The sequence below is a fragment of the Amycolatopsis sp. cmx-11-32 genome, assembly GCF_047608695.1.
Classification (GTDB): domain Bacteria; phylum Actinomycetota; class Actinomycetes; order Mycobacteriales; family Pseudonocardiaceae; genus Amycolatopsis.
The window spans coordinates 1-20,997 of sequence record NZ_JADNQN010000009.1; the positions used below are offsets into that span (position 1 = coordinate 1).

At 69.4% G+C, this 20,997-nt stretch carries 12 protein-coding genes; 11 read left to right on the forward strand and 1 reads right to left on the reverse strand.

The window, feature by feature from the left end:
* Nucleotides 1-316: 316 nt before the first annotated feature.
* Nucleotides 317-745: an ester cyclase gene (locus ACM6LR_RS25370; RefSeq protein WP_414938291.1), complete on the reverse strand. Its 429-nt coding sequence runs from the start codon at nt 743-745 to the stop codon at nt 317-319.
* Nucleotides 746-956: 211 nt separating this feature from the next.
* Here ACM6LR_RS25370 and ACM6LR_RS25375 point away from each other — a divergent pair, with 211 nt between their 5' ends.
* The 11 genes from ACM6LR_RS25375 (at nt 957) to ACM6LR_RS25425 (ending at nt 20,838) form a co-directional block, all read left to right on the forward strand.
* On the forward strand, nt 957-1,649 hold the full coding sequence (locus ACM6LR_RS25375) for a nuclear transport factor 2 family protein (RefSeq protein ID WP_414938292.1): 693 nt from the start codon (nt 957-959) through the stop codon (nt 1,647-1,649).
* Between the two features lie 84 nt (nt 1,650-1,733).
* Nucleotides 1,734-2,360, forward strand: coding sequence for a nuclear transport factor 2 family protein (locus ACM6LR_RS25380; protein WP_414938293.1), 627 nt, complete (start codon nt 1,734-1,736; stop codon nt 2,358-2,360).
* 29 nt (nt 2,361-2,389) lie between these two features.
* Nucleotides 2,390-3,433, forward strand: a complete 1,044-nt coding sequence (locus tag ACM6LR_RS25385) for an aldo/keto reductase (protein WP_414938294.1) — start codon at nt 2,390-2,392, stop codon at nt 3,431-3,433.
* Nucleotides 3,434-3,448: 15 nt separating this feature from the next.
* Nucleotides 3,449-4,675 (forward strand): serine hydrolase domain-containing protein, encoded by a 1,227-nt coding sequence (locus ACM6LR_RS25390; RefSeq protein WP_414938295.1) that lies wholly within the window; start codon nt 3,449-3,451, stop codon nt 4,673-4,675.
* Nucleotides 4,672-7,509 carry an amino acid adenylation domain-containing protein gene (locus tag ACM6LR_RS25395; protein ID WP_414944638.1) on the forward strand — a complete coding sequence of 946 codons (2,838 nt, stop codon included), beginning with the start codon at nt 4,672-4,674 and terminating at the stop codon, nt 7,507-7,509. Before ACM6LR_RS25390 ends, ACM6LR_RS25395 begins: the two co-directional genes overlap by 4 nt.
* Entirely contained in the window at nt 7,506-10,415 is a 2,910-nt protein-coding gene (locus ACM6LR_RS25400; RefSeq protein WP_414938297.1) for a type I polyketide synthase, read from the forward strand. The genes ACM6LR_RS25395 and ACM6LR_RS25400 overlap by 4 nt, the downstream gene beginning before the upstream one ends.
* Before the next feature lie 2 nt (nt 10,416-10,417).
* Nucleotides 10,418-11,701 (forward strand): serine hydrolase domain-containing protein, encoded by a 1,284-nt coding sequence (locus tag ACM6LR_RS25405; RefSeq protein WP_414938298.1) that lies wholly within the window; start codon nt 10,418-10,420, stop codon nt 11,699-11,701.
* Nucleotides 11,698-15,285 carry an FkbM family methyltransferase gene (locus tag ACM6LR_RS25410; RefSeq protein ID WP_414944639.1) on the forward strand — a complete coding sequence of 1,196 codons (3,588 nt, stop codon included), beginning with the start codon at nt 11,698-11,700 and terminating at the stop codon, nt 15,283-15,285. Before ACM6LR_RS25405 ends, ACM6LR_RS25410 begins: the two co-directional genes overlap by 4 nt.
* Nucleotides 15,272-18,211 carry a type I polyketide synthase gene (locus tag ACM6LR_RS25415; protein ID WP_414938300.1) on the forward strand — a complete coding sequence of 980 codons (2,940 nt, stop codon included), beginning with the start codon at nt 15,272-15,274 and terminating at the stop codon, nt 18,209-18,211. The genes ACM6LR_RS25410 and ACM6LR_RS25415 overlap by 14 nt, the downstream gene beginning before the upstream one ends.
* Nucleotides 18,212-18,248: 37 nt before the next feature.
* A complete protein-coding gene (locus ACM6LR_RS25420; RefSeq protein ID WP_414938301.1) occupies nt 18,249-19,010 on the forward strand; it encodes a VOC family protein in 762 nt (253 codons plus the stop codon).
* A 439-nt stretch (nt 19,011-19,449) separates the two neighbouring features.
* Nucleotides 19,450-20,838 carry a cytochrome P450 gene (locus ACM6LR_RS25425; RefSeq protein ID WP_414944640.1) on the forward strand — a complete coding sequence of 463 codons (1,389 nt, stop codon included), beginning with the start codon at nt 19,450-19,452 and terminating at the stop codon, nt 20,836-20,838.
* Nucleotides 20,839-20,997 lie beyond the last annotated feature (159 nt).

Sequence of the window (20,997 nt, forward strand, 5' to 3'; positions counted from 1 at the left end):
CTGGCAACGCTTGGGCCGGTCCGCGAAGGCCTCCTTGCCTACCCTCAAGGTCAGGGTCCCGGCAAAGTCGCGCAACTGCCGTACGGTGTCGCGAAAGCCACTTTCGGGACCTCTGACGTCGCGAAAGCCACTTTCGCGACGTCTGACGTCCCGAAAGTGGCTTTCGCGACACGCTTCAAAAGGGGCGCACGTCACGCGTGCTTGGAGCCGTTAGTCCTGTGTTACGTGTTCAAGCACGCGTGATGCGCCTCCAAACACGTGTGTTACGGCTCTGATCACGCGGGTTCGATGGACTGGCGGTGGCGGAAGGTGTGGATCAGGCCATCGCGGCCAGGTACTCCTCTGGCACCAGGCCGACCTGCTCCATCAGGTGCAGTTCGTCGGTGACGCCCCAGTGCTCCACGAGCTTGCCGTCCTGGACGCGCGCGATGCCGAAGACCGAGCAGCTCACCTTGTTGCCGGTGGCTTCCTTGCCCATATAGCTGCCGGTGTGCGTGCCGGTCGCGGTCATCCTGGTGGCGACGCGGTCGCCGTCGGCGAGGATGTCTTCGATGGTGAACTGCAAATCGGGGAACGCCCGCATGAAGTCGGACACGATGGTCAGCACGGACTCGAAGCCGTGGCTGCCCATCCGGGTGTGGTGGACCATGTCGGGCGCCCAGAACTCCGCCATGCCTTCCAGGTCCCCGCGGTTCCACGTCGCTATGTAGCGCTGGACCAGATCCTTGTTCTCCTCAGTCGACATCGCGAGTCGCCTTCCTTGTGCCGGATGGCACCTGCCCGCGGGAGCGAGCGGTGAGGTCATTTCCTGCCCACCGAAATGCTGTCCTCTCCAGGGAAGAACTACTTCTTCAGCCTTGCCAGCCCGCATAAGCAACACTGAAGAAGTAGACAAAACCTGGTACGGGGCAGACTTTCCAGCAGCGATCACCGAGAGGTCGACGAAGGAGCGGGTCATGTCGGTGGAGAAGCAGCAACGCAGCCAGAGCGAGAAATGGACAGACCTGACCAAGGAAGAACTCGACCAGACCATCGGCGAATTCACCGTCGAGGAGAGCGGCGCGCAGGCGGCCGGGCTCACCGAGGAGCAGATCGCCGAGACGCGGGTCGCGATCAAGCAGCTGGTCGCCGACGCCACCACGATCAGCGACAAGTACATCAAGATCAAGGGGCTGGCGAAGAGCACGGGCAAGCCCGTGGCGGAACTGATCGACCAGGCCGAGGTCGACGCCGACCGGGCACTGCTGAACCACCTCGTCGGCGAGGAGTACCGGCTGGTGGCTCCGCACGGTGAGATCGTCGGCAAGCAACGTTGTATCGATCGGATGATGTCCGGCGCGATCCGCCCGCAGGCATTGGGCCGCGACGGTTTCGAGACGACCGAGGACGTGCTCCAGGTCCACGGCAACACGGCCGTGTACACCGGCACGTTCAGTATGCAGGGCAAATGGCTCACCGAGGACGAGGGCACCGGTCGGATCACCGAAAAGCCGCGCGAGTTTACCTATCGGACGATCCACACCTACACGTTCCGTGACGGACGCTGGCAGCTCACCGCGTCGCAGATGACCGACGCGCCCAAGCCGAAGGTGCGGTTCGCCACCGGTCCGGGTACCGACCGTCCCGCCGACTGGCGCCCGGAAGACTGAACCGGTTCAACCGCAAGGAGGAAGAAGCGCCGCGAACCCCTCGCCGCCGGACAATGATCAGTTGACCGGCAAAGGAGGAAGACCATGTCCGCACCGGAAACGCGGCTTTCCGAAAAGCAGCTCGAAGAGACCATCGGCCAGTTCACGGTGGACGCGTCCAGCGCACGGTCCTGTGGGCTGGACGGTGGCGAGATCGAACGGATCCAACAGGGTGTGCGGGCGGTGGTCGCCGAATCGGCGCAGATCACCGCCAAGTACAACGAAATAGCCGGGCGCACCGGCGCCGAACCGGTGAAAACCCTTGGTGAGAAAGAGGTCGAGGCCGACCGGTCGCGGTTGGAAGCGCTGATGACCGAGGACTACAGTTTTGTGACCCCGTTCGGCCACAACGAGAACCGGGAGCGGAGCATCTCCGTGATCCTTTCCGGGCTCGTGCACTTCGATTCGTTCGGCCGCGACGGTTTCGAGACGACCGAGGAATCACTGCACATCCACGGCCCCGGCGCCGCGGTGCTGACCAGCACGGTGAAGATGAGCGGCTCCGGGGAGACCAGGAACCTCAGTACCGGCGATGTCCACGAGACGGACTTCTCCGGCACGTACCGCACCATGCACACCTACGTGTTCGAGGACGCGCACTGGCGGCTCGAGGCTTCGCAGATGACGGAGATCCCCTCCGGCGGTGAAGAAGCCGTGGTGGCGCATTCGTAGTCAGGCGTCCAGAACAGGATGAGGCATCGATGAGATACGCGCTGCTGGGCCGGAGCGGGCTTCGGGTGTCGGGGCTGTGCCTCGGCACGATGACCTTCGACGCGGCGGGCCGCGACTGGTGTGTGTCCAAAGAGGACGGGCACCGGATCTTCGACGCCTTCCTGGAAGCCGGTGGCAACTTCATCGACACGCACACCTACGGGCCGACCGAGGTATACCTCGGCGAGTACCTGGAGGGCGACCGGGACCGGGTGGTGCTGGCGACCAAGTTCGGCGGCACCCTCGCCCCGGACGACGTCAACGCCTCGGGCGGGCACCGGAAGAGCATGCTGCGCTCGGTGGAGAACAGCTTGCGCCGGCTGAAGACCGACTACGTGGACCTGTTGTGGCTGCACGCCTGGGACGCGCTTACCCCGGTCGACGAGCTGATGCGTGGGCTGGATGACCTGGTGCGCGCCGGGAAGGTGCTCCACGTGGGCGTGGCCAACGCGCCGGCGTGGGAGGTGGCAAGGGCCACCACGCTCGCGGAACTGCGCGGCTGGACGCCGTTCTGCGCGTTGCAGGTCGAGTACAGCCTCGTCGAACGGGACGTCGACCGTGAGTTCGTCCCGATGGCGAAGGAACTCGACCTCGCCATCGCCGCCTGGACTCCGCTGGCCAGCGGCTGGCTGACCGGCAAGTACCTGCCTGCCCGCGACGACTCCGCCGCGGGCAGGCCGCGACGGCTCGACGATCCGGTGATGAGCCGGTTCCTGCCGAGGAACGAGCGGACCGTGGCGATCGCCGAGGAGGTGTGCGTGATCGCCGGTGAGATCGGCTGCCTGCCCGCGCACGTCGCGCTCAACTGGCTCCGCCGCCGTGGCACCATCCCGATCTTCGGTGCCACTTCGGTGGAGCAGGTCAAGGAGAACGCCGCCTGTTTCGACTTCGAGCTGTCCACCGACCAGGTCGACAGGCTGAGCGCGGTGAGCCGGATCAAGCTCGGTTTCCCGCACGACTTCCTGCGCAGCGGCATGGTGCGCAGACTGATGTACGGCGATCACGTCGACCTCATCGACAGTGGCCGCGGCTAGCCGGGCGGGGCGGAGATGAGCACGCCGCGGTGGTGGTCCGGGGTCGTCGACGGGATGACGGACTTCCAGCGGGAACACCCTCAGAACCTGCCTGGCGCGGTGTTCGCCGCCGAGACCCGCGCGGACGGGCCGCTGGTCGCGGCCGTCGGCGAGGGCTGGTCCGCCGGTTCGATCTGCAACATCGGCTCGATGACCAAGACGTTCACCGCCACCGCGGTGCTGCTCGCGCTGGCCGAGACGGACCGGCTCGACGTCGAGTCGCCGGTCGCCGAGTTCCCCGGGATGGAGATCTACCGCGAGGACCCGGTGAAACGCCGGATCAGGGTGCGGCATCTGTTGCAGCACACCACCGGGATGCCGGTTTTCCTCGCCACCGAGGAAGAACCACCGGTCCTGCCCGGCGCGGAACTGGTGGGGCCGACGGTGCCGTGGATCGGTTCACCCGGCTACACCAACGAGCCGATCCTGGTGGACGGCCGGTACGTGCCGTCCCGCCTGCTGACCCTGGACCAGGTCAGCGAGCACATCATGCGGACCTACCCGCTTCGGCACGAGCCCGGCGCAGACTACACCTACAGCTCGGCGAACTACGTGGTCGCGGGCAGGCTGGTGGAACGGCTGACCGGCAAGTCGCCGAACGTCTTCCTCGCCGAGAAACTGTTCCGGCCGTTGGGGATGCGGGATTCCTTCTTCGTCGCGCAGCCCACCGGTGACGCGCGCGTCGACGAGGACGTGACGGCGGAGCAGCGGGCGCGAATCGCCGGAGTCTCCCTGATCACCCGGGACGGACAGTGGCCACCGGAGGTCGCGCCCGGTCCGGACGGCGGGTGGGACATCCTGCGGCGGAATTGGCGTTTCGTGTACCCCGACGGCGGGATGTACACCACCGCGGCCGACCTGCTCGCGTTCCTGCGCGCGGTGCGCGACGACGGGGTGCACGAGGGCGAGCAGGTACTGCCGCCCGCGGTGGTGAAGCTGATGGTGACCGATCACGGTTTCGGCCACACCATGGCGTTCGGGTACCGGCGGAGCACCACGCCGTACGGCCAGGGGCCGGGCACGCTCGACCACCTCGGCAACATCATGACCTACTTCTGGTGCGATCCGCGCGACGGTGACCCGCTGCACGGGGTGTTCCTGAGCCAGCGGCTCGCCAACGCCATCGTGAACAACAACATGGTCGACGGGATGCGGGCCATCTTCCGGGGTTTCGTCCCGTTGGTGAGCAAGGGCGCGCGATGACCGCGCCCTGCCTGCACGAGGTGGTGCGCCGGCAGGCCGGTCGCACACCGGACGCGACGGCGATCGACGGCGCGGATCACCTGACCTACCGCGAACTGGACCGGCGTGCGAACGCGGTGGCTCAGCTGCTGCTGGCCAGGGGAATCGGCAGGGGATCGCTGGTCGCGGTCTGCCTGCCGAGATCCGGGGATCTGGCGGTCGCGCTGCTGGGAGTGCTGAAGACGGGTGCGGCGTATCTGCCGATCGATCCCGCGCTGCCGACCGCCCGCATCGAGTTCCTGTGCGCCGACGCGGCGGTCTCCCTGACGCTCACCTCCCGGCGATGGTCGGACAGGCTGCCCGGTGATCCACTGTGCCTGGATGGACTGTCCGAAAGGGACGATCCACCGGAGCAGGGAACCACCCCAGAGGATCCGGCGTGTGTGATGTACACCTCCGGGTCGACCGGGCGGCCGCTGGGCAGCGTGATCCCGCATCGCGCGGTGCTCCGGCTGGTGCACGGGAACGAGTTCGTCCCGGTCGCCGCGGCCGACCGGGTGGCCCACGCGTCGAACATCTGCTTCGACGCTTCGACCTTCGAGATCTGGGGCGCCCTCGCCGCCGGCGCCTGCCTCGTCGTCTTTCCCGACGAACTGGTGCTGGACCCGCGAAGCTTCGCCGCCGAACTGCGCGCTCAGCGCATTTCCCTACTGTGGCTGACTTCCGCGCACTTCGACCTGATCGCCTCGACCGCCCCGGACGCCTTCGTCACCGTCGCGCAGCTGCTCGTCGGCGGAGACACCGTGCATGCCGCGACGGTACGCGCGGTCCTCGCGGCCGGTCGCCCTGGACGCCTGCTCAACGCTTACGGGCCGACCGAGAACACCGTCTTCTCCACGTGGTACGAGGTGCGTGAGGTCCCACCGGACGCGGCCACCGTTCCGATCGGCTTTCCCGTGCCCGGTACCGAAATCCACCTGCTCGACGACCGGCTGCGGCCGGCGGGCCCGGATGCGGTCGGCGAGCTGTACCTCGGCGGGGACGGCCTCGCGCTCGGATACCACCGGCGGCCGGACGCGACCGCCGCCCGGTTCGTCGCGGTGGCGGGCGCCCGGCTGTTCCGGACCGGCGACCTCGGCCGGTACCGCCCGGACGGCGCGCTCGACCATCTCGGCCGCCGCGATCGGCAGGTGAAGCTGCGGGGGTTCCGGGTCGAACCCGCCGAGGTCGAGGCCGCGCTGACAGCCAGGCCCGGCGTGGCTCAGGCCGTGGTGGTGGCCAGACGTGAACCCGCCCGTCTCGACGCCTGGGTGGTGCCCGACCGCTCGAGCGGCGAAGGCGTGGTGGGGCAGTGGCGGCGACTGTACGACGAGGTGACCTACCGGGGAATCGACGGCGGTGATCCGCGGTTCAACATCACCGGCTGGGTCAGCAGCTACACCGGCGAGCCGGTGCCGGAGGCGGAGATGCGCGAGCAGGTGGAGCAGACGGTCGCGCGGGTGCGGGAGTTGCGTCCCCGTCGGGTGCTGGAGATCGGATGCGGAACGGGCCTGCTGCTGTTACCCCTGGCCGGGGAGACCGAACTCTACTGGGGTACCGACTTCTCCGCGGTCGCCCTCGCTGAGCTGGGCCCACAGGTCGCGGGGTTGCCTCAGGTGCGGCTGTTGAACCGGCGGGCGGACGACTTCTCCGGGATGGCCGGTGAGACCTTCGACCTGGTGCTGCTGAACTCGGTGGTGCAGCACTTTCCCAGCGTCCACTACCTGCTCAGGGTGCTGCGCAAGGCTGTCCGGGCGATCCGGCCCGGCGGTGCGATCTTCCTCGGCGATCTGCGCAGCCTGCCGTTGCTGGAGGAGTTCCATCGCTCGGTCGGCTCGCGACGCGGAGGGCAGGCGGTCGCCGAACGGGTCCGCCAGGAGCCGGAGCTGGTCCTCGACCCGGACCTCTTTCCCGCGCTGGCTCAGTGGTTTCCGGAGATAGGGGACGTGCGTGTCCAGCTCCGGCGAGGGTGGGCCGACAACGAGCTGACCCGCTTCCGGTACGACGTGGTGCTCCGGATCGGGGCCAAGGCCGGTACCGGCGAGCCGGACTGGCTCGACTGGCCGCTGGACGGGGAACCGGCGGACGTCCTGCGGGAGCGGATTCCGCCGTTCGGTATCCGCGGTGTGCCGAACGCGCGGCTGACCGGCCACGGTGTACACCCGGAGGAATTCTGGCGGCTGGCCGAGCGGCTCGGGCTCGCCGCGGAGATCGGCTGGGCCGCCGATCCCCATGCGTTCGACGCCGTGTTCCACCACCCGGGGGCGCCGGCTCCGGCCAGTCCACAAAGGACTTCGGCGCGCAAGCCCGCCGACTACGCCACCGATCCGATCTTCGCCGAACAGGCGCGGACGCTCGGGGATCGGCTACGTCGCGAACTCGCGGCGAGCCTCCCGGACCACCTTGTGCCGTCGGTGATCACGGTACTGCCGCGGCTACCGTTCACACCCAACGGAAAGGTTGATCTCGACGCGCTGCCGGAACCCGCGCTCGGGGCGCCGACACTCCAGCGGGCCGGGTCCGTCACCGAACGCACGGTCGCCGAGATCTGGGCCAGGGTGCTCGGGGTACCCGCGGTGAGCGTGGCGGACAACTTCTTCGACCTCGGCGGGAACTCGCTCAAAGCCGCCCAGGTGATCGAGGAACTGCGACGAACCTTCGACCCGCGGCTACCGCTCGTACGGCTTTTCGACCTGCCGACCGTGCGAGCGCTGTCGGCCGCCCTCGACGATCGCGGGCGCACACCTGACTTCAGCGGGGAAAGGGATCGTGGGCGGCTTCGCCGGGCACGCAGACGGGCCGGTGAGCCGGGATGACCGGCGCCGACATCGCGATCGTGGGGATGGCTTGCCGGCTCCCCGGTGCGCGTGACCTCGGCGAATACTGGCGCAACCTGCGGTCCGGGGTGGAGTCGATCTCGTTCTTCGAAGAGGAGGAACTGCGGCAGAACGGCGTCGAGCAGGCGCTGCTGGACCGTGCGGACTACGTTCGCGCCGCGCCCGTACTCGATGACCCGTCCCTGTTCGACGCCGAGTTCTTCGGATACTCGCCGAACGAGGCCGCGATGATCGATCCCCAGCAGCGGATCTTCCTGGAATGCGCGTGGTCGGCGCTGGAACACGCCGGACAGGACCCCGGCGCGCAGCCGGGACCGGTCGGTGTCTACGGCGGCGCGGCGATCAACACGTATCTGCTGTTCAGCGGGCTCCTGTCGCGGTTCACCGGGGAGTACGTGCGGACCCTCACCGCCAGCGACAAGGACTTCCTCAGCACCAGGGTGTCCTACAAACTCGACCTCACCGGTCCGAGCCTGACCGTGCAGACCGCCTGCTCCACCTCACTGGTCGCGGTACACCTCGCCGCGCAGGGCCTGCACCACGGCGAGTGCGACCTCGCGCTGGCCGGTGGGGTCTCGGTCCGGGTCCCGCACCGGGCCGGGTATCGCTACGAACGCGGCGGGATCCTCAGCGGTGACGGGCATTGCCGCCCGTTCGACGCGGACGCCGACGGCACGATCTTCGGCAGCGGCGCCGGTGTCGTGGTGCTCAAACGGCTCGCCGAAGCACTGGCGGACGGGGACACCGTGCACGCGGTGCTCAAGGGTTCCGCGGTGAACAACGACGGCGCGGAGAAGGTCAGCTACGCCGCGCCGAGTGTGCACCGGCAAGCGGCGGCGGTGGTGGAGGCACTCGCCGACGCGGACGTCGACCCGTCGACCATCGGCTACGTGGAGGCGCACGGCACCGGTACCAGGGTCGGCGATCCCATCGAGGTCGAGGCGCTCACCCGCGCGTACCGGGAATGGACCGACGACCGCGAATACTGCCTGCTCGGCTCGGTCAAAGGGAATCTGGGACACCTCGACGCGGCTGCCGGGGTGGCGGGGCTGATCAAGACCGTGCTCGCGCTGCGGGAAGCGGAGATCCCGGCGAGCCTGCACTACACCCAAGCCAACCCTGGCATCGACTTCGCCGCCACCCCGTTCTCGGTGTGCCACGCGCTCACCCCCTGGCAGGGGAACGGGCCAAGGCGAGCCGCGGTGAACGCGCTCGGCGTCGGCGGCACGAACGCGCACCTCGTTCTCGAGCAAGCGCCGGAACCGCTGCCTGCCGCACCGTCGCGGCCGTGGCAACTCCTGGTGTTGTCGGCGAAGACCCCGGCCGCGCTGAACGCCGCGACCGCCGCGCTGGCCGCGGATCTCGCCGACCGGCCGGACGCCGAACTGGCCGACGTTGCCCACACCCTGCGGGTCGGCAGGCGGCCGTTCCGGCATCGCCGGGCGGTGGTATGCACCGGTCCGGCGGACGCGGTGACCGGCCTGCGCGCGCCGGCCGCCGGTCGCGCCTGGACCGGCGACTGCCCGGAAGGTGCCGCGAATCCGGTGTTCCTGATCCCGGGCCAGGGCGCGCAGCGGCTTCGGATGGGCGCCGGATTGTCCGCGTCGGAACCGGTCTTCCGGGCCGCGTTCGATCACTGCGCGGGGCTCTTCGCGGCGGAACTCGGCGTGGACCTGCGGGAGATCATCGGCGACGGACGGCTGACCAGGACCGAATACACCCAGCCCGCCCTGTTCAGCGTGTCCTACGCGCTCGCCGAACTGTGGCGGTCCTGGGGGGTGCGGCCGTCGGCGTTGTTCGGGCACAGCATCGGGGAACTCACCGCCGCCTGTCTCGCCGGGGTGTTCACGCCGGCGGACGCCGTGTCGGTGGTCGCGACGCGCGGGCGGCTGACGCAGGGATTGCCCGAGGGCGCGATGATCGAGGTCGCCCTCACGGAAGCGGCCTGTCAGTCCTATTTGGACGGTGACATCTCGCTGGCCGGGATCAACGGCCCCGGTAGGTGTGTGCTGGCCGGGCCACCGGCCGCGATCCGGGAACTCGGCACCCGGTTGAAGGTGTCCGTGCACCCCCTCGACGTCTCTCGCGCGTTCCACTCCGCGATGGTCGAACCGGCGGTCGCGCCGTTCTTGGAGAAACTGTCCGCGTGCACGCTGCGACCACCGGAAATCCCCTTCGTGTCCGGCGTGAGCGGCACCTGGATCACCGCCGACGAAGCGACTTCGCCGGAGTACTGGGCGGCACAGCTGCGCCGGCCGGTCCGGCTCGCTGACGGGTTCCGGACGCTCAGCCTGCTGGATCGCCCGGTGCTGCTCGAAGTCGGCCCTGGGCACACTCTGAGCGGGTTGGCACACCGTCAGCCCGCGGCTTTCACCGCGTTCCCGTCGATCTCCGGCGAGCCGGAGCAGGCGGGAATGCTCGCCGCGCTCGGCAGGCTGTGGCTGTCCGGGGTCGAGGTGGACTGGCAGGCGCTGGCCGGGGACGAACAGCGACGCCGGGTGCCGCTGGCGGGGTATCCGTTCGAGCGTCGGCGTCACTGGTACGAACCGGACGGCGCGACGATACCCGCGCCGGTCCCGCCGCCCCCGGAGGAAACGCGCGAAGAAACGGCCGACACCGAGCAGGCGCGCACGCCCACCGAGGCCGCGGTGATCGGCGTCTGGCAGGCCGTGCTTGGCGTGCGGGACATCGGGGTGCGCGACAACTTCTACGACCTCGGCGGGCATTCGGTGCTGATCCCGGACGTGGTGGCCCGGCTCGGCGCGACCTTCCAGCTCGACCTGCCGGTGCTGAGCCTGGTCGAGGCGCCGACGGTGGCTGAGCTGGCCGAGCGCATCGAGGACGTCTTCCGGGTCCGGAGCGAGCTGGCGCGATCATGGAGGTAAGGATGAACAGTCCGGAGTGGTGGGCGCGGGCCGTCGAGCGGGTGGCCGAGGCGCGGCGCGCGGATCCGGCGAACCTGCCGGGCGCGGTGTTGGGGGCCGAGACACGGGCGGACGGGCCGCTGATCAGCGCGGTCGGCGACGGCTGGTCCGAGCGGACCATCTGCGAGATCGGCACCATGAGCAAGGCGTTCACCGCGACCGCCGTGCTGCTCGCGCTGGAGGAGCACGGCATGCTCGACGTGGAGACCGAGGTGTGGCGACTGCCGGGGATGGGCGCCTACGCCGATTCGCCGTCCAAGCGGAAGATCCGGGTCCGGCACCTGCTTCAGCACACCTCCGGGCTGCCGACGATCCAGCACTACACCGAAAGTCCGGCGACCCCGTGCAACGACCCCGGCGGACCGCCGCCGTCGTTCGCCGACGCCGACGCCCGCCTGGGGCCCACCTCGGAATGGACCTGCTATCCGGGCGGCACCAACGAATACCTCTTTGTCGACGGGCGGCCGAGGCCGTCCCGCACGCTGACCGTGGAGCAGGTGAGCGCCGCCCTCATGGAGTGCTACGAGCCGGTGAAGGAACCGGGCGCGGAGTACTTCTACAGCCCGATCAACCACGTGATCGCGGCGCGGATCGCCGAGACACTGACCGGCACGTCGATCAACGTCTACCTGAAACGGCGGTTGTTCGAACCGCTCGGGATGACCGACTCGTTCTTCGTCGCGCAACCGACCGGGGACGCGGAAATCGACGCGCGGATCGGCGAGGGTGTCACCGGAGAACAGCGCGCGCGGATCGCCGACATCACCATGATCACCCGCGACGGCGCGCTGCCACCCGAGGTCGCGCCCGGCCCGGACGGGAGCTGGGACAAGTTCCGCCGAGGCTGGCGGTTCGTCTTCCCGGACGGCGGGATGATGACCACCGTCGGCGACCTGCTCGCGTTCCTGCGGGTGTTGCGCGACGGTGGCCGCGCGGGAGAGCGGCGGATCCTGTCGCCGGAGATCGTGAAGCTGCTCGTCGACGACCACGGTTTCGGGCACACCATGGGCTTCGGCTACCGCACCGCGAACACCCCGTACGGGCAGGGCTCCGGCACCCTGGAGCACCTCGGCAGCAAGATGACCTACTGCTGGCTGGAACTGGACTCGGCCGACCCGCTGCTCGGCGTGTTCTTCAGCCAGCGCCTGCCGAACATCGCGACCACCCCGAACATGGGCGCCGGGCTGAAGGTCATCTTCCGCGTCTTCGTCCCGGCGGTGGGTGACGCCAGGACAGGCAGCCGATGACCCGGCTCGGGCTCAGGGAATTCCCGTACCTGGCCGATCATCGGGTCCAGGGCACGCTCGTGCTGCCCGGCGCGGTGTACCTGGACCTGGCACTGAGCGCGCTCGAAGATGCCGTGCCCTCCATTGTGGACGATGTCCGGTTCGACCGGGTGTTCGTGGTTCCGGCGGAGGGCACCAAGGCACTGAACACCACGATCGGGCCGCCGATCGACGGCTGGCGGGAGTTCACCGCGACCGGCGACGACGGTGTCCGGTACGCGAGTGGCCGGATCCGTCGCGGTGAAGTTCCCGCCGGTGAATGGGAACCCCCGGCCCCTGGTGAGGAATTTCCTGGTGCGAACCCGTACGCCGCCCTGCGTAAGGCCGGGAACGACTACGGGCCCGCGTTCCGCGGGATCGACCGGTACTGCTCAGGGGAGGGCGCCGCCACCGCCGAACTGCGGATCCCGGTGCCGGTCGGCGGGCACGTCCTGCATCCGGTGGTACTGGACACCGCCATGCAGCTGCTGGCCGCCGCCGCGGCCGGGCGGGCCGTGGTGCTGGCGGGCTGGGATCGGCTGGTCCTGCACCGCTCGCCGGGCCGGATGGGCACGGTACGCGTCAGGTTTCGCGAGCTCGGTGACGAACTCGTCGGCGACATGCTGCTGTCCGATCCGGACGGCCGGGTCGCCGCCGAGGTCTTCGGTGCGCGTTTGCGCTTCCTGGAGTCATCGCCGCTGCGCATCGCTGTCGCCGCGACGTTCACGGCCGAGCCCATCGAGGAGACGTTGTCCTTCTGGGCGGGGCAGCTCGGTATCCCGGTGTCCGTCGAATTCGCCGGGTACCAGCAGGTGTTCCAGGAGCTTCTCGACACCGGCGGCCTGCTGTCCGGTAACCGCGACGGCGAGAACGTGCTGCTGATCCGGCCTCAGGACTGGCTTTCCCCGATCGCTCCGCTAGTGTCCGAAGCGGACTCGGCGACCCGGGATTCGATACTGGCGGGGTCCCGGCGGCACCGGCTGCCCGGGATCGGGGATATCGCACACCTGGTGCCGTACGAGACCGACTACCTGTACGAGGAGATCTTCACCCGGCGATCCTATCTGCGGCACGGTATCGAACTGCGCGACGGCGACACCGTCTTCGACGTGGGTGCGAACATCGGGCTGTTCAGCCTGTTCGTGCGGAGTCGCTGTCCTGGCGCCGAGGTGTACGCCTTCGAACCGAACCCGCCCGCGTTCGAGGCCCTGCGCCGCAACACCGCGCTGTACGCGCCCGAGACGAGGATCTTCGACTACGGGCTCGCCGCTGTCGACGGCGAACTCCCGTTCACGAGCTACTCGCGGTCGCCCGCGTTCTCCGGGTTCGCCGCGGACGCCGAACGTGACCACGCCGCCGTGACCGCGGTCGTCGCGAACGTACTCCGGAACGAGTCCACCGAACTCGTGGATCACCTCACTCGTGACCGGCTGGCCGCCGAAGTCCTGCCGAGGCGGGTCCGCACGCTGTCCGCGATGTTCGCCGAGCAAGGCGTCGAACGGGTGGACCTGCTCAAGATCGACGCCGAGGGCAGCGAGGAGGACATCCTGGCCGGGATCGGGGACGAGCAGTGGCCCCGCATCCGCCAACTGGTGCTGGAAGCGCACGATCCCGATGGCGCGGAGCGGATCGCGAGCCTGTTGCGCGACAAAGGGTTCCAGGTCGTCGTGGATCGTGATGACGAACTGTTGCTCGGCACCGGGTTCGCCGGTGTCTTCGCGCGCCGTCCGGGCGCCAACCGCACCGTCGACCTGGACCGAGTGGCCGGTGAGTTCATCGACGCCGTGCGCGGCGCGGACCTGCCTTGCCTGATCGCACTGTGCCCACCCTCGGCCGACGCCCGGCGGGATCCCGTGCTGAAACGTGCGGAGCAACAGTTGACCGAGGGCCTCGCCGGGATTCCCGGCGTCGAGCTGATCACCACCGCTGAACTGGCTCGGGCCTACCCGGTGGCCGACCCCGACGATCCCGACGCCGAGCGGCTCGGGCACATTCCCTACCGGCCCGCCTACTTCGCGGCGCTGGGCACGATGATCGCGCGCAAGCTGTCCACGCACCGGCCGGTCAAGGCGCTCGCGCTCGACTGCGATCAGACGCTGTGGGAGGGATACTGCGGCGAGGACGGACCGGACGGAGTCCAGCCGAGAGCCGCCGTGCAGGAGTTCGCGCTCGCGCGGCACCGGGACGGGGTCCTGCTCTGCCTGTGCAGCAGGAACAACGACGAGGACGTGCGAGCGGTTTTCGACCGGCGGACCGACCTGCCGGTGCGGGACGAGCACATCATCGCGCGACGAGTGGGCTGGCAGCCGAAATCGACCGGGCTCACCGGACTCGCCGACGAACTCGGTTTCGGCACGGACACCTTCGTCTTCCTGGACGACAGTCCGGTCGAGTGCGCGGAAGTGCGCGCGAACCTTCCCGAGGTTTTGACCCTCCAGCTGCCCGCACAGGTTGAGGAGATCCCCGGTTTTCTCGATCACGTCTGGGCTTTCGACCGGGCTCGGCCGACCGACGAGGATCGGGAACGTCCGGCCAGGTATCTCGCGGAGCGTCGACGGCGAACCGCGCGGGAGCGGGCGCTGACCTTCGAGTCCTTTCTGGATGGTCTGGAACTCGTGGTGCGCATCGGCACGTACGCCGACCGCGATCTGCCGCGGATCGCTCAGCTCACGCAGCGCACCAACCAGTTCACCACCAGCGCTGTCCGCCGCACCGAGGCGGAGCTGCGGGACCTGTTCGGCTCGGGCGGGCTGGACTGCCACACCGTCCGGGTGTCGGACCGGTTCGGGGACTACGGACTGGTCGGGGTCGTTCTTTCCGTAGCGGACGGGGAAACCTTGCGGGTGGACACGTTCCTGCTCAGCTGCCGGGCACTCGGGCGCGGCGTGGAACACCGGATGCTGGCCGTGCTGGGGGAGTCCGCGTCGCACCGGGGGCTCACTCGGATCGAGCTGTCTTTCACCGCGACCGGACGCAATGAGCCCGCGCGTCGCTTTCTCGAAGAAGTCGCCGGTGAGTCGTTCACCATGGCGGCCGAAACGGCTTCCCGGGTGGAGTTCCGGCCGTCCACCCCTCCGCCGCCGGTCCCACGGACACCCCGGACACCCCGGACAGTATCCAGCGGCCTGCCGTCCACCTGGTACCAGCGGGTCGCGACCGAACTGCGGACCCCCGAGGACATCCTGGCCGCGGTGCGCCGGGCCAACCTGCGGTCGAGACCGGCGCTGCCGAACGCTTTCCGCGGTCCGGACGACGACGTGGAGCGCGAGCTCGCCGTGTTGTGGCGGAAAGTGCTCGGGCTGCGCGAGGTCGGGGTGGACGACAACTTCTTCGACCTCGGCGGCAGCTCGCTGCTCGGTGTCCGGCTGATGACCGGGCTCGACGAACTGGCGGGTACCACGCTACCCCCGACCAGCCTGTTCGAACGCCCGACCATCCGCGCGATGGCCGCGCTGCTCCGGCCGGGTGAGCAGGCGGCGGAGCCCGTCGGTACCTCCGGACGGCGTCGGGGAGCGCGCAGGCGCGAGATAGCTCAGCGAGCCCGGAGGCGTCATGGACCCGGCTGACGGCCTGAACGGCCACGAGATCGCGGTGATCGGCCTCGCCTGCCGGTTCCCCGGTGCCGACGGCAGCGCGGAGTTCTGGGCGAATCTCGAGGCGGGCGTGGAATCCGTCACCGAACTCACCAACCGTGACCTGCGGTCCGCCGGGATCGGGTGGCGGGAGCGGACCCGGCCGGGATACGTCCGCGCCGCGCCGCTGCTCGACGGGCACGACCGGTTCGACGCCGCCTTCTTCGGTTACTCGCCAAGGGAAGCCGCGGCGCTCGATCCACAACAGCGGGTGTTCCTCGAATGCGCGTGGACCGCGGTGGAGGACGCGGGCTACGCGCCGAGCCGTTTCCCCGGCGCGATCGGGGTCTTCGCCGGTTCGGCGTTGAACACCTACCTGCTGCACAGCGGCGTCGCGGACCGGCTGCGCGACGACTACCTGCTCACCCTGATCGCCAACGACAAGGACTACCTGGCCACCAGGGTGTCGTACAAGCTCGGGCTCACCGGGCCGAGCATGTCCGTGCAGACAGCGTGTTCCACCTCGCTGGTGGCCGTGCACCTGGCCTGCCAGAGCCTGCTCACCGGCGAATGCGAACTCGCGCTGGCCGGGGGAGTGTCGGTGAAGGTGCCGCAGAGGGCGGGCTACCGGCATGAAGCAGGCGGCGTGCTCTCGCCGGACGGGCACTGCCGGGCCTTCGACGCGGACGCCGGCGGCACCCTGTTCGGCAGCGGCGCGGGGGTGGTGGTCCTCAAGCCGCTGGCCGACGCGATGGCCGACGGTGACACGGTACGCGCGGTGATCAAGGGCTCGGCGGTGAACAACGACGGTTTCGCCAAGGTGGACTACACCGCGCCGAGCGTCACCGGCCAGGCAGAGGTGATCGCCGAGGCCCTGGCACACGCCGAAGTCGATCCGTCGACAGTGTCCTATGTGGAGGCTCATGGCACCGGGACCGCGCTGGGCGATCCGATCGAGATCGCCGCGCTGACCGCGGCGTTCCAGCGCGGCACCCGGCGTACCGGCTATTGCGCGATCGGTTCGGTGAAGACGAATTTGGGTCACCTCGACGCGGCCGCCGGGATCGCCGGCCTGATCAAGACGGTCCTCTCCCTCGAAAACGAGACGCTCCCGCCGAGCCTGCACTACCGGCGGCCGAACCCGCGAATCGACTTCGCGACCACTCCGTTCCACGTCAACGCGGAGCGCACTCCGTGGCCGTCGGCCGAGGGCGTCCGCCGGGCCGGGATCAGCTCGCTCGGCATCGGTGGAACGAACGCGCACCTGGTGGTGGAGCAGGCCCCGCCGAGCCCACCGCCACGACCGTCCAGGCCGTTCCAGCTGCTGGCGCTGTCAACCGCGACCGCTTCCGCGCTGGAGACGCTGACGGCGAATCTCGTCACGCGGCTGGATACCGAAGTCGATCTCGCCGATGCCGCCTACACCCTGCAGATCGGCCGCGAGCCCGGCGCGTACCGGCGCACCGTCGTCTGCCGTGACCGGGCCGAGGCGGTCTTCGCGCTGCGCGAGGCGCCCCGCGTGAACCGGACACCACCGGAAACCCGGCCGGTCGCGTTCCTGTTCCCCGGTGGTGGCAGTGCGGGCAAGCCTGGTCTCGCCGCCGGGCTGGCCGCCGCCGAACCGGTGTTCCGGGAACGCCTGGAGTACGGCCTCGCCGAACTCGCGACGCTGGACGGGCCCGACCTGTCCGGCGCGCTGCTCGGCGGCGAGCGGATCTCCGACCGGCCGTTGACCCAGCTGCCCGCGTTGTTCCTGGTCGAAGACGCGCTCTCCGTGTTGTGGCGATCCTGGGGCGTACGCCCGGCCGCGATACTGGGGCACAGCCTCGGTGAACTGACCGCCGCCCACCTCGCGGGAGTGCTCGATTTCCCCGCCGCGCTCGGGGCGGTGCTGACCAGGGCGAGGCTGGTCCAGAGCACCGCGCCCGGCGCGATGCTCAGCGTGGCGCTGCCGGAGCCCGAGACCCGCGCGCTCATGGGGGATCGGCTCGATCTCGCCGCGGTGAACACCCCCGGCACCTGTGTCGTGTCCGGTGCGGCGAAGCTGATCGACGACCTGGAGTCCCGGTTGGCGGCGCGTGATGTCACCTCCGCCAGGATTCCGCTGGGCACGGCGGGGCACTCCCGCCTCTTCGACCCCATCGTGGCCCCGTACGAACGATATTTCACCGGGGTGCGGCTGTCCGCGCCGTCGATCCCGTTCCTGTCGAACCTCACCGGCACCTGGATCACCGACGAGCAGGCGACCGACCCGGCGTACTGGGGACGGCAGCTGCGGGGCACCGTGCGGTTCGCGGAATGCGTGACGACCCTGCTCGACCACCCCGGCCGGGTGTGCCTGGAGGTCGGGCCCGGCCGGACGCTGAGCACCTTCGTCCGGGCACGGGAAGACCGGCTGGCCGTGGCGTCACTGCATCCGGCTACGGGGCCGCCCGCGCTGCTCGACGCGCTCGGCAGGCTCTGGCGGGCCGGGGTGGAGATCGACTGGGCGGGTTTCGCCGCGCGGGAGGACCGGCGCCGGATACCGCTGCCGACCTATCCGTTCGAGGGCGAACGGCACTGGTACGCCAAACGCGGCCGTTCCCGCCGCCCTCGCCGTTCCGGGCCGGTCGCGTCCACCGTGGACTTTTCGGGGCCGGGTACCGAGACCGAGCGGGTGATCGCCGCGATCTGGCGGGAGGCGCTCGGCGTGCCGCGGCTGTCCGTGCACGACGACTTCTTCGAACTGGGCGGCAGCTCGCTGCTCGTCGCCGAGGTGATCAAACGGGTCAACGCACGCTTCCGGACCGGACTCTCGCTGCTCACCTTGATCGAATCCCCCACCGTGGCCGGACTGGCGGACTGCGTCGACACCGTACGCGCACAATCGGGTGACCGGGCGCCGGAACACGCGCCGGGGCGCGATCCGGCGGCAGAATAGGACCGGCACGACCACTGTCTCCACAAGGAGCCCGCAGATGAGCGAAGTGACTGAACCCTACGCGCCGGGAAGACCGTGCTGGTTCGATCTGACCGTCCGCGAGCCGGAACCGGTGCACGCGTTCTACCGGCACCTGCTCGGCTGGGAGTTCGCGGACAGCGAGTGGCGCTATCACCAGGCCACGATCCGGGGCAAGGCGGTCGCGGCGATCAGCACCGGGGAGCCGGAGGACGACTCCCACTGGAACATCTACCTCGCCACCAGGGACACCGCGGCGACCGCGCACGCCGTGGAAGCCGCCGGCGGCAAGGTGATCAAGGAACCACACGACGTCCCCGGCGGCACGATGGCCATCGTCGCCGACCCCACCGGCGGATACTTCGGCCTGTGGCGGGGCGAGTCCTTCGACGGCAGCGAGCTGGTGAACGAAGCGGGCGCGCCCTGCTGGGCGGAGGCGTCGAGCAAGGACACCAAGGCGGCGGGAAAGTTCTTCGCGACCGTGTTCGGCCTCGAAGCCAAACGCCCGTTCCCCAAGTACAGCTACGTTCAGCTGCGCGCCGACGGCACGGAAGTCGCCGGGATCCTCGGCTACAGCCACGAAGCCAGGCCGAAGACGGGGCACGCGGCCTGGCTGGTGTACTTCCAGGTCGAAGACACCGACGCCGCGGTACGGGTCGCCACCGAACACGGCGGCACGGTGGTCGAAAAACCGGAGGACTCCCCGTTCGGCCGCATGGCGGTACTCACCGACCCCGCCGGTGCCCGCTTCGCCGTCATCACCCGCCCCGCGAAGTCTTGAGGGGCAGGGCAAGGGTGGCGTGTCGGGTTCCACTGAAACGATGTCGTCCCCGGCGCGGCCTGCCCACCTGAAGGTGTGAAGGTCCGCCGTAGGTACCTAGAACACGTTTGGCCCTACCCTAAGTGCCACTCACGACCACCGCGCCGACGAGGGCCGCTGTCCCCGATGTCGCCTTGGGGACAGCAGTCCTGCGGGTGTGTCGTGCCGCGTGGAGCACCGTCTCGACCGACCGGGCCTTACCAACACGACACCGTTGCCTTACCCCTCAGAGAGGGCAGCGGTGGTGTGGTCACCCCTGCACGCCTACACGACCTTGCCCGAAGTCCGTGAAGGCCTCCTTGAGGGACTCTGGGTCCCTCAAGGAGGCCTTCACGGACCCGCCATCCGGCCCAGCAAGAGCGAAGAAGCTGCGTGGGTGGCGGGGTGACACCGTTCGGGGGTGACGACGACTGTCATTCCCGGCCCGCGCGCCTTGCCGCTGGTCGGTGTCCGTGGGAACTTCGCCGTGTTCGCCTTCGACGCGGTGAAGTATCTGCGACGACTACACGGCCAGTACGGGGAAATCGCGTCGCTCGCGCGCGGGACGACGGATTACGTCTTCGTGTTTTCGCCGCGCTACAACCAGATCGTGCTTCGCGACAGCGAGTTGTTCCAGAACATCGACGCGGCGTCGACGCCGGTGCGGATGTCCGAGGGTTCGCCGCTCAGCCGGCTCTACGCGGGGCTGACGAACATGAACGGCGCGAAGCATCGGCGGCAGCGGAAACTGATGGCGTCGGCGTTGCAGCGACGGCACATCGAGGCGTACGCGCCGGACATCGCGGACATCACGCGGCGTGGGATCGAGGGCTGGCGGGCAGGCGCGGAGGTCGATCTGCTCGCCGAAATGCGCGCGATCACCATGGCGGTCGCGGTGAAAACGTTGCTGGGGCTGGAACCCGAGCGGGAAGGCCGTGCCACGAGCTCCCTCCTGCAGGACTGGATGGACACCGTGTTCTCGGTGCCCGCGCTCGCGGTGCCGGTCGATCTGCCCGGCTTTCCCTATCGCAGGCTGACAAAGCTGTCCGGAAGCCTCGAAACCACCGTCCGCGGGCTCATCGAGGCGCGCCGCGGTGGGGAGACCGGCGGCACGGACGTGCTCACCCGGCTGACCAAGGCCAACGACGACGACGGCACCGGCCTGTCCGATGACGAGCTGATCGGCCAGACCACCTTCCTGTTCATGGCCGGGCACGCCACCACCGCCAGCGCGCTCACCTGGACCCTCTTGCTGCTCTGCGCGCATCCCGGAATCCTGGGCGACGTCGTCGACGAACTCGGCGCCGCCGAGGACGCGGCCCCGAAGCTTCCGTTGCTGGACAGGGTGATCAAGGAGAGCCTCCGGCTGCTGCCGCCGGTGATGTGGTGGAGCAAGGTCGCTTCGGCGCCGGTGGACCTCGGCCCGTATCGGCTGGACACCGGCGCGCACGTGATCTTCAGTTCCTACATCACCCACCGCCTGCCGGAACTGTACCCCCGACCGGACCGGTTCGTCCCCGACCGCTGGCTGGACGACGATCCCGGACCGTACGGCTATTTGCCCTTCGCCGCCGGACCCAGGATGTGCCTCGGTTCGGGGTTCGCCACGATGGAGATGCGCCAGATCCTGGCGATCCTGTTGCGGCGGTGGCGGTTCGAGGTCGAGCCGGGGTCGCGAGTGGACTGTGGCGGGCTGATGGTCTCCCAGCCCAAGCGGGGACTCCCGGTGCGCCTGCGCGCGCCAGGCGGCCCGATCGCGGGCTGGACCGAGCTGCGCGGCGGGATCCGGTCCATGGTCGATTTCGGCTGAGGGCCGCCCAGCAACGCCGAAGAAGTTACCGCCACGACGCCGGTGAAAGAATCGATTTCGACGGTGCGGCAAGACTTTCCGCACGGTCGAACCGACTCGCCATGGAGTTGGTTCGGCCGGAAGGTCCGGCCGCGGCGACGGTTGGTTCCCGGGCGGCGA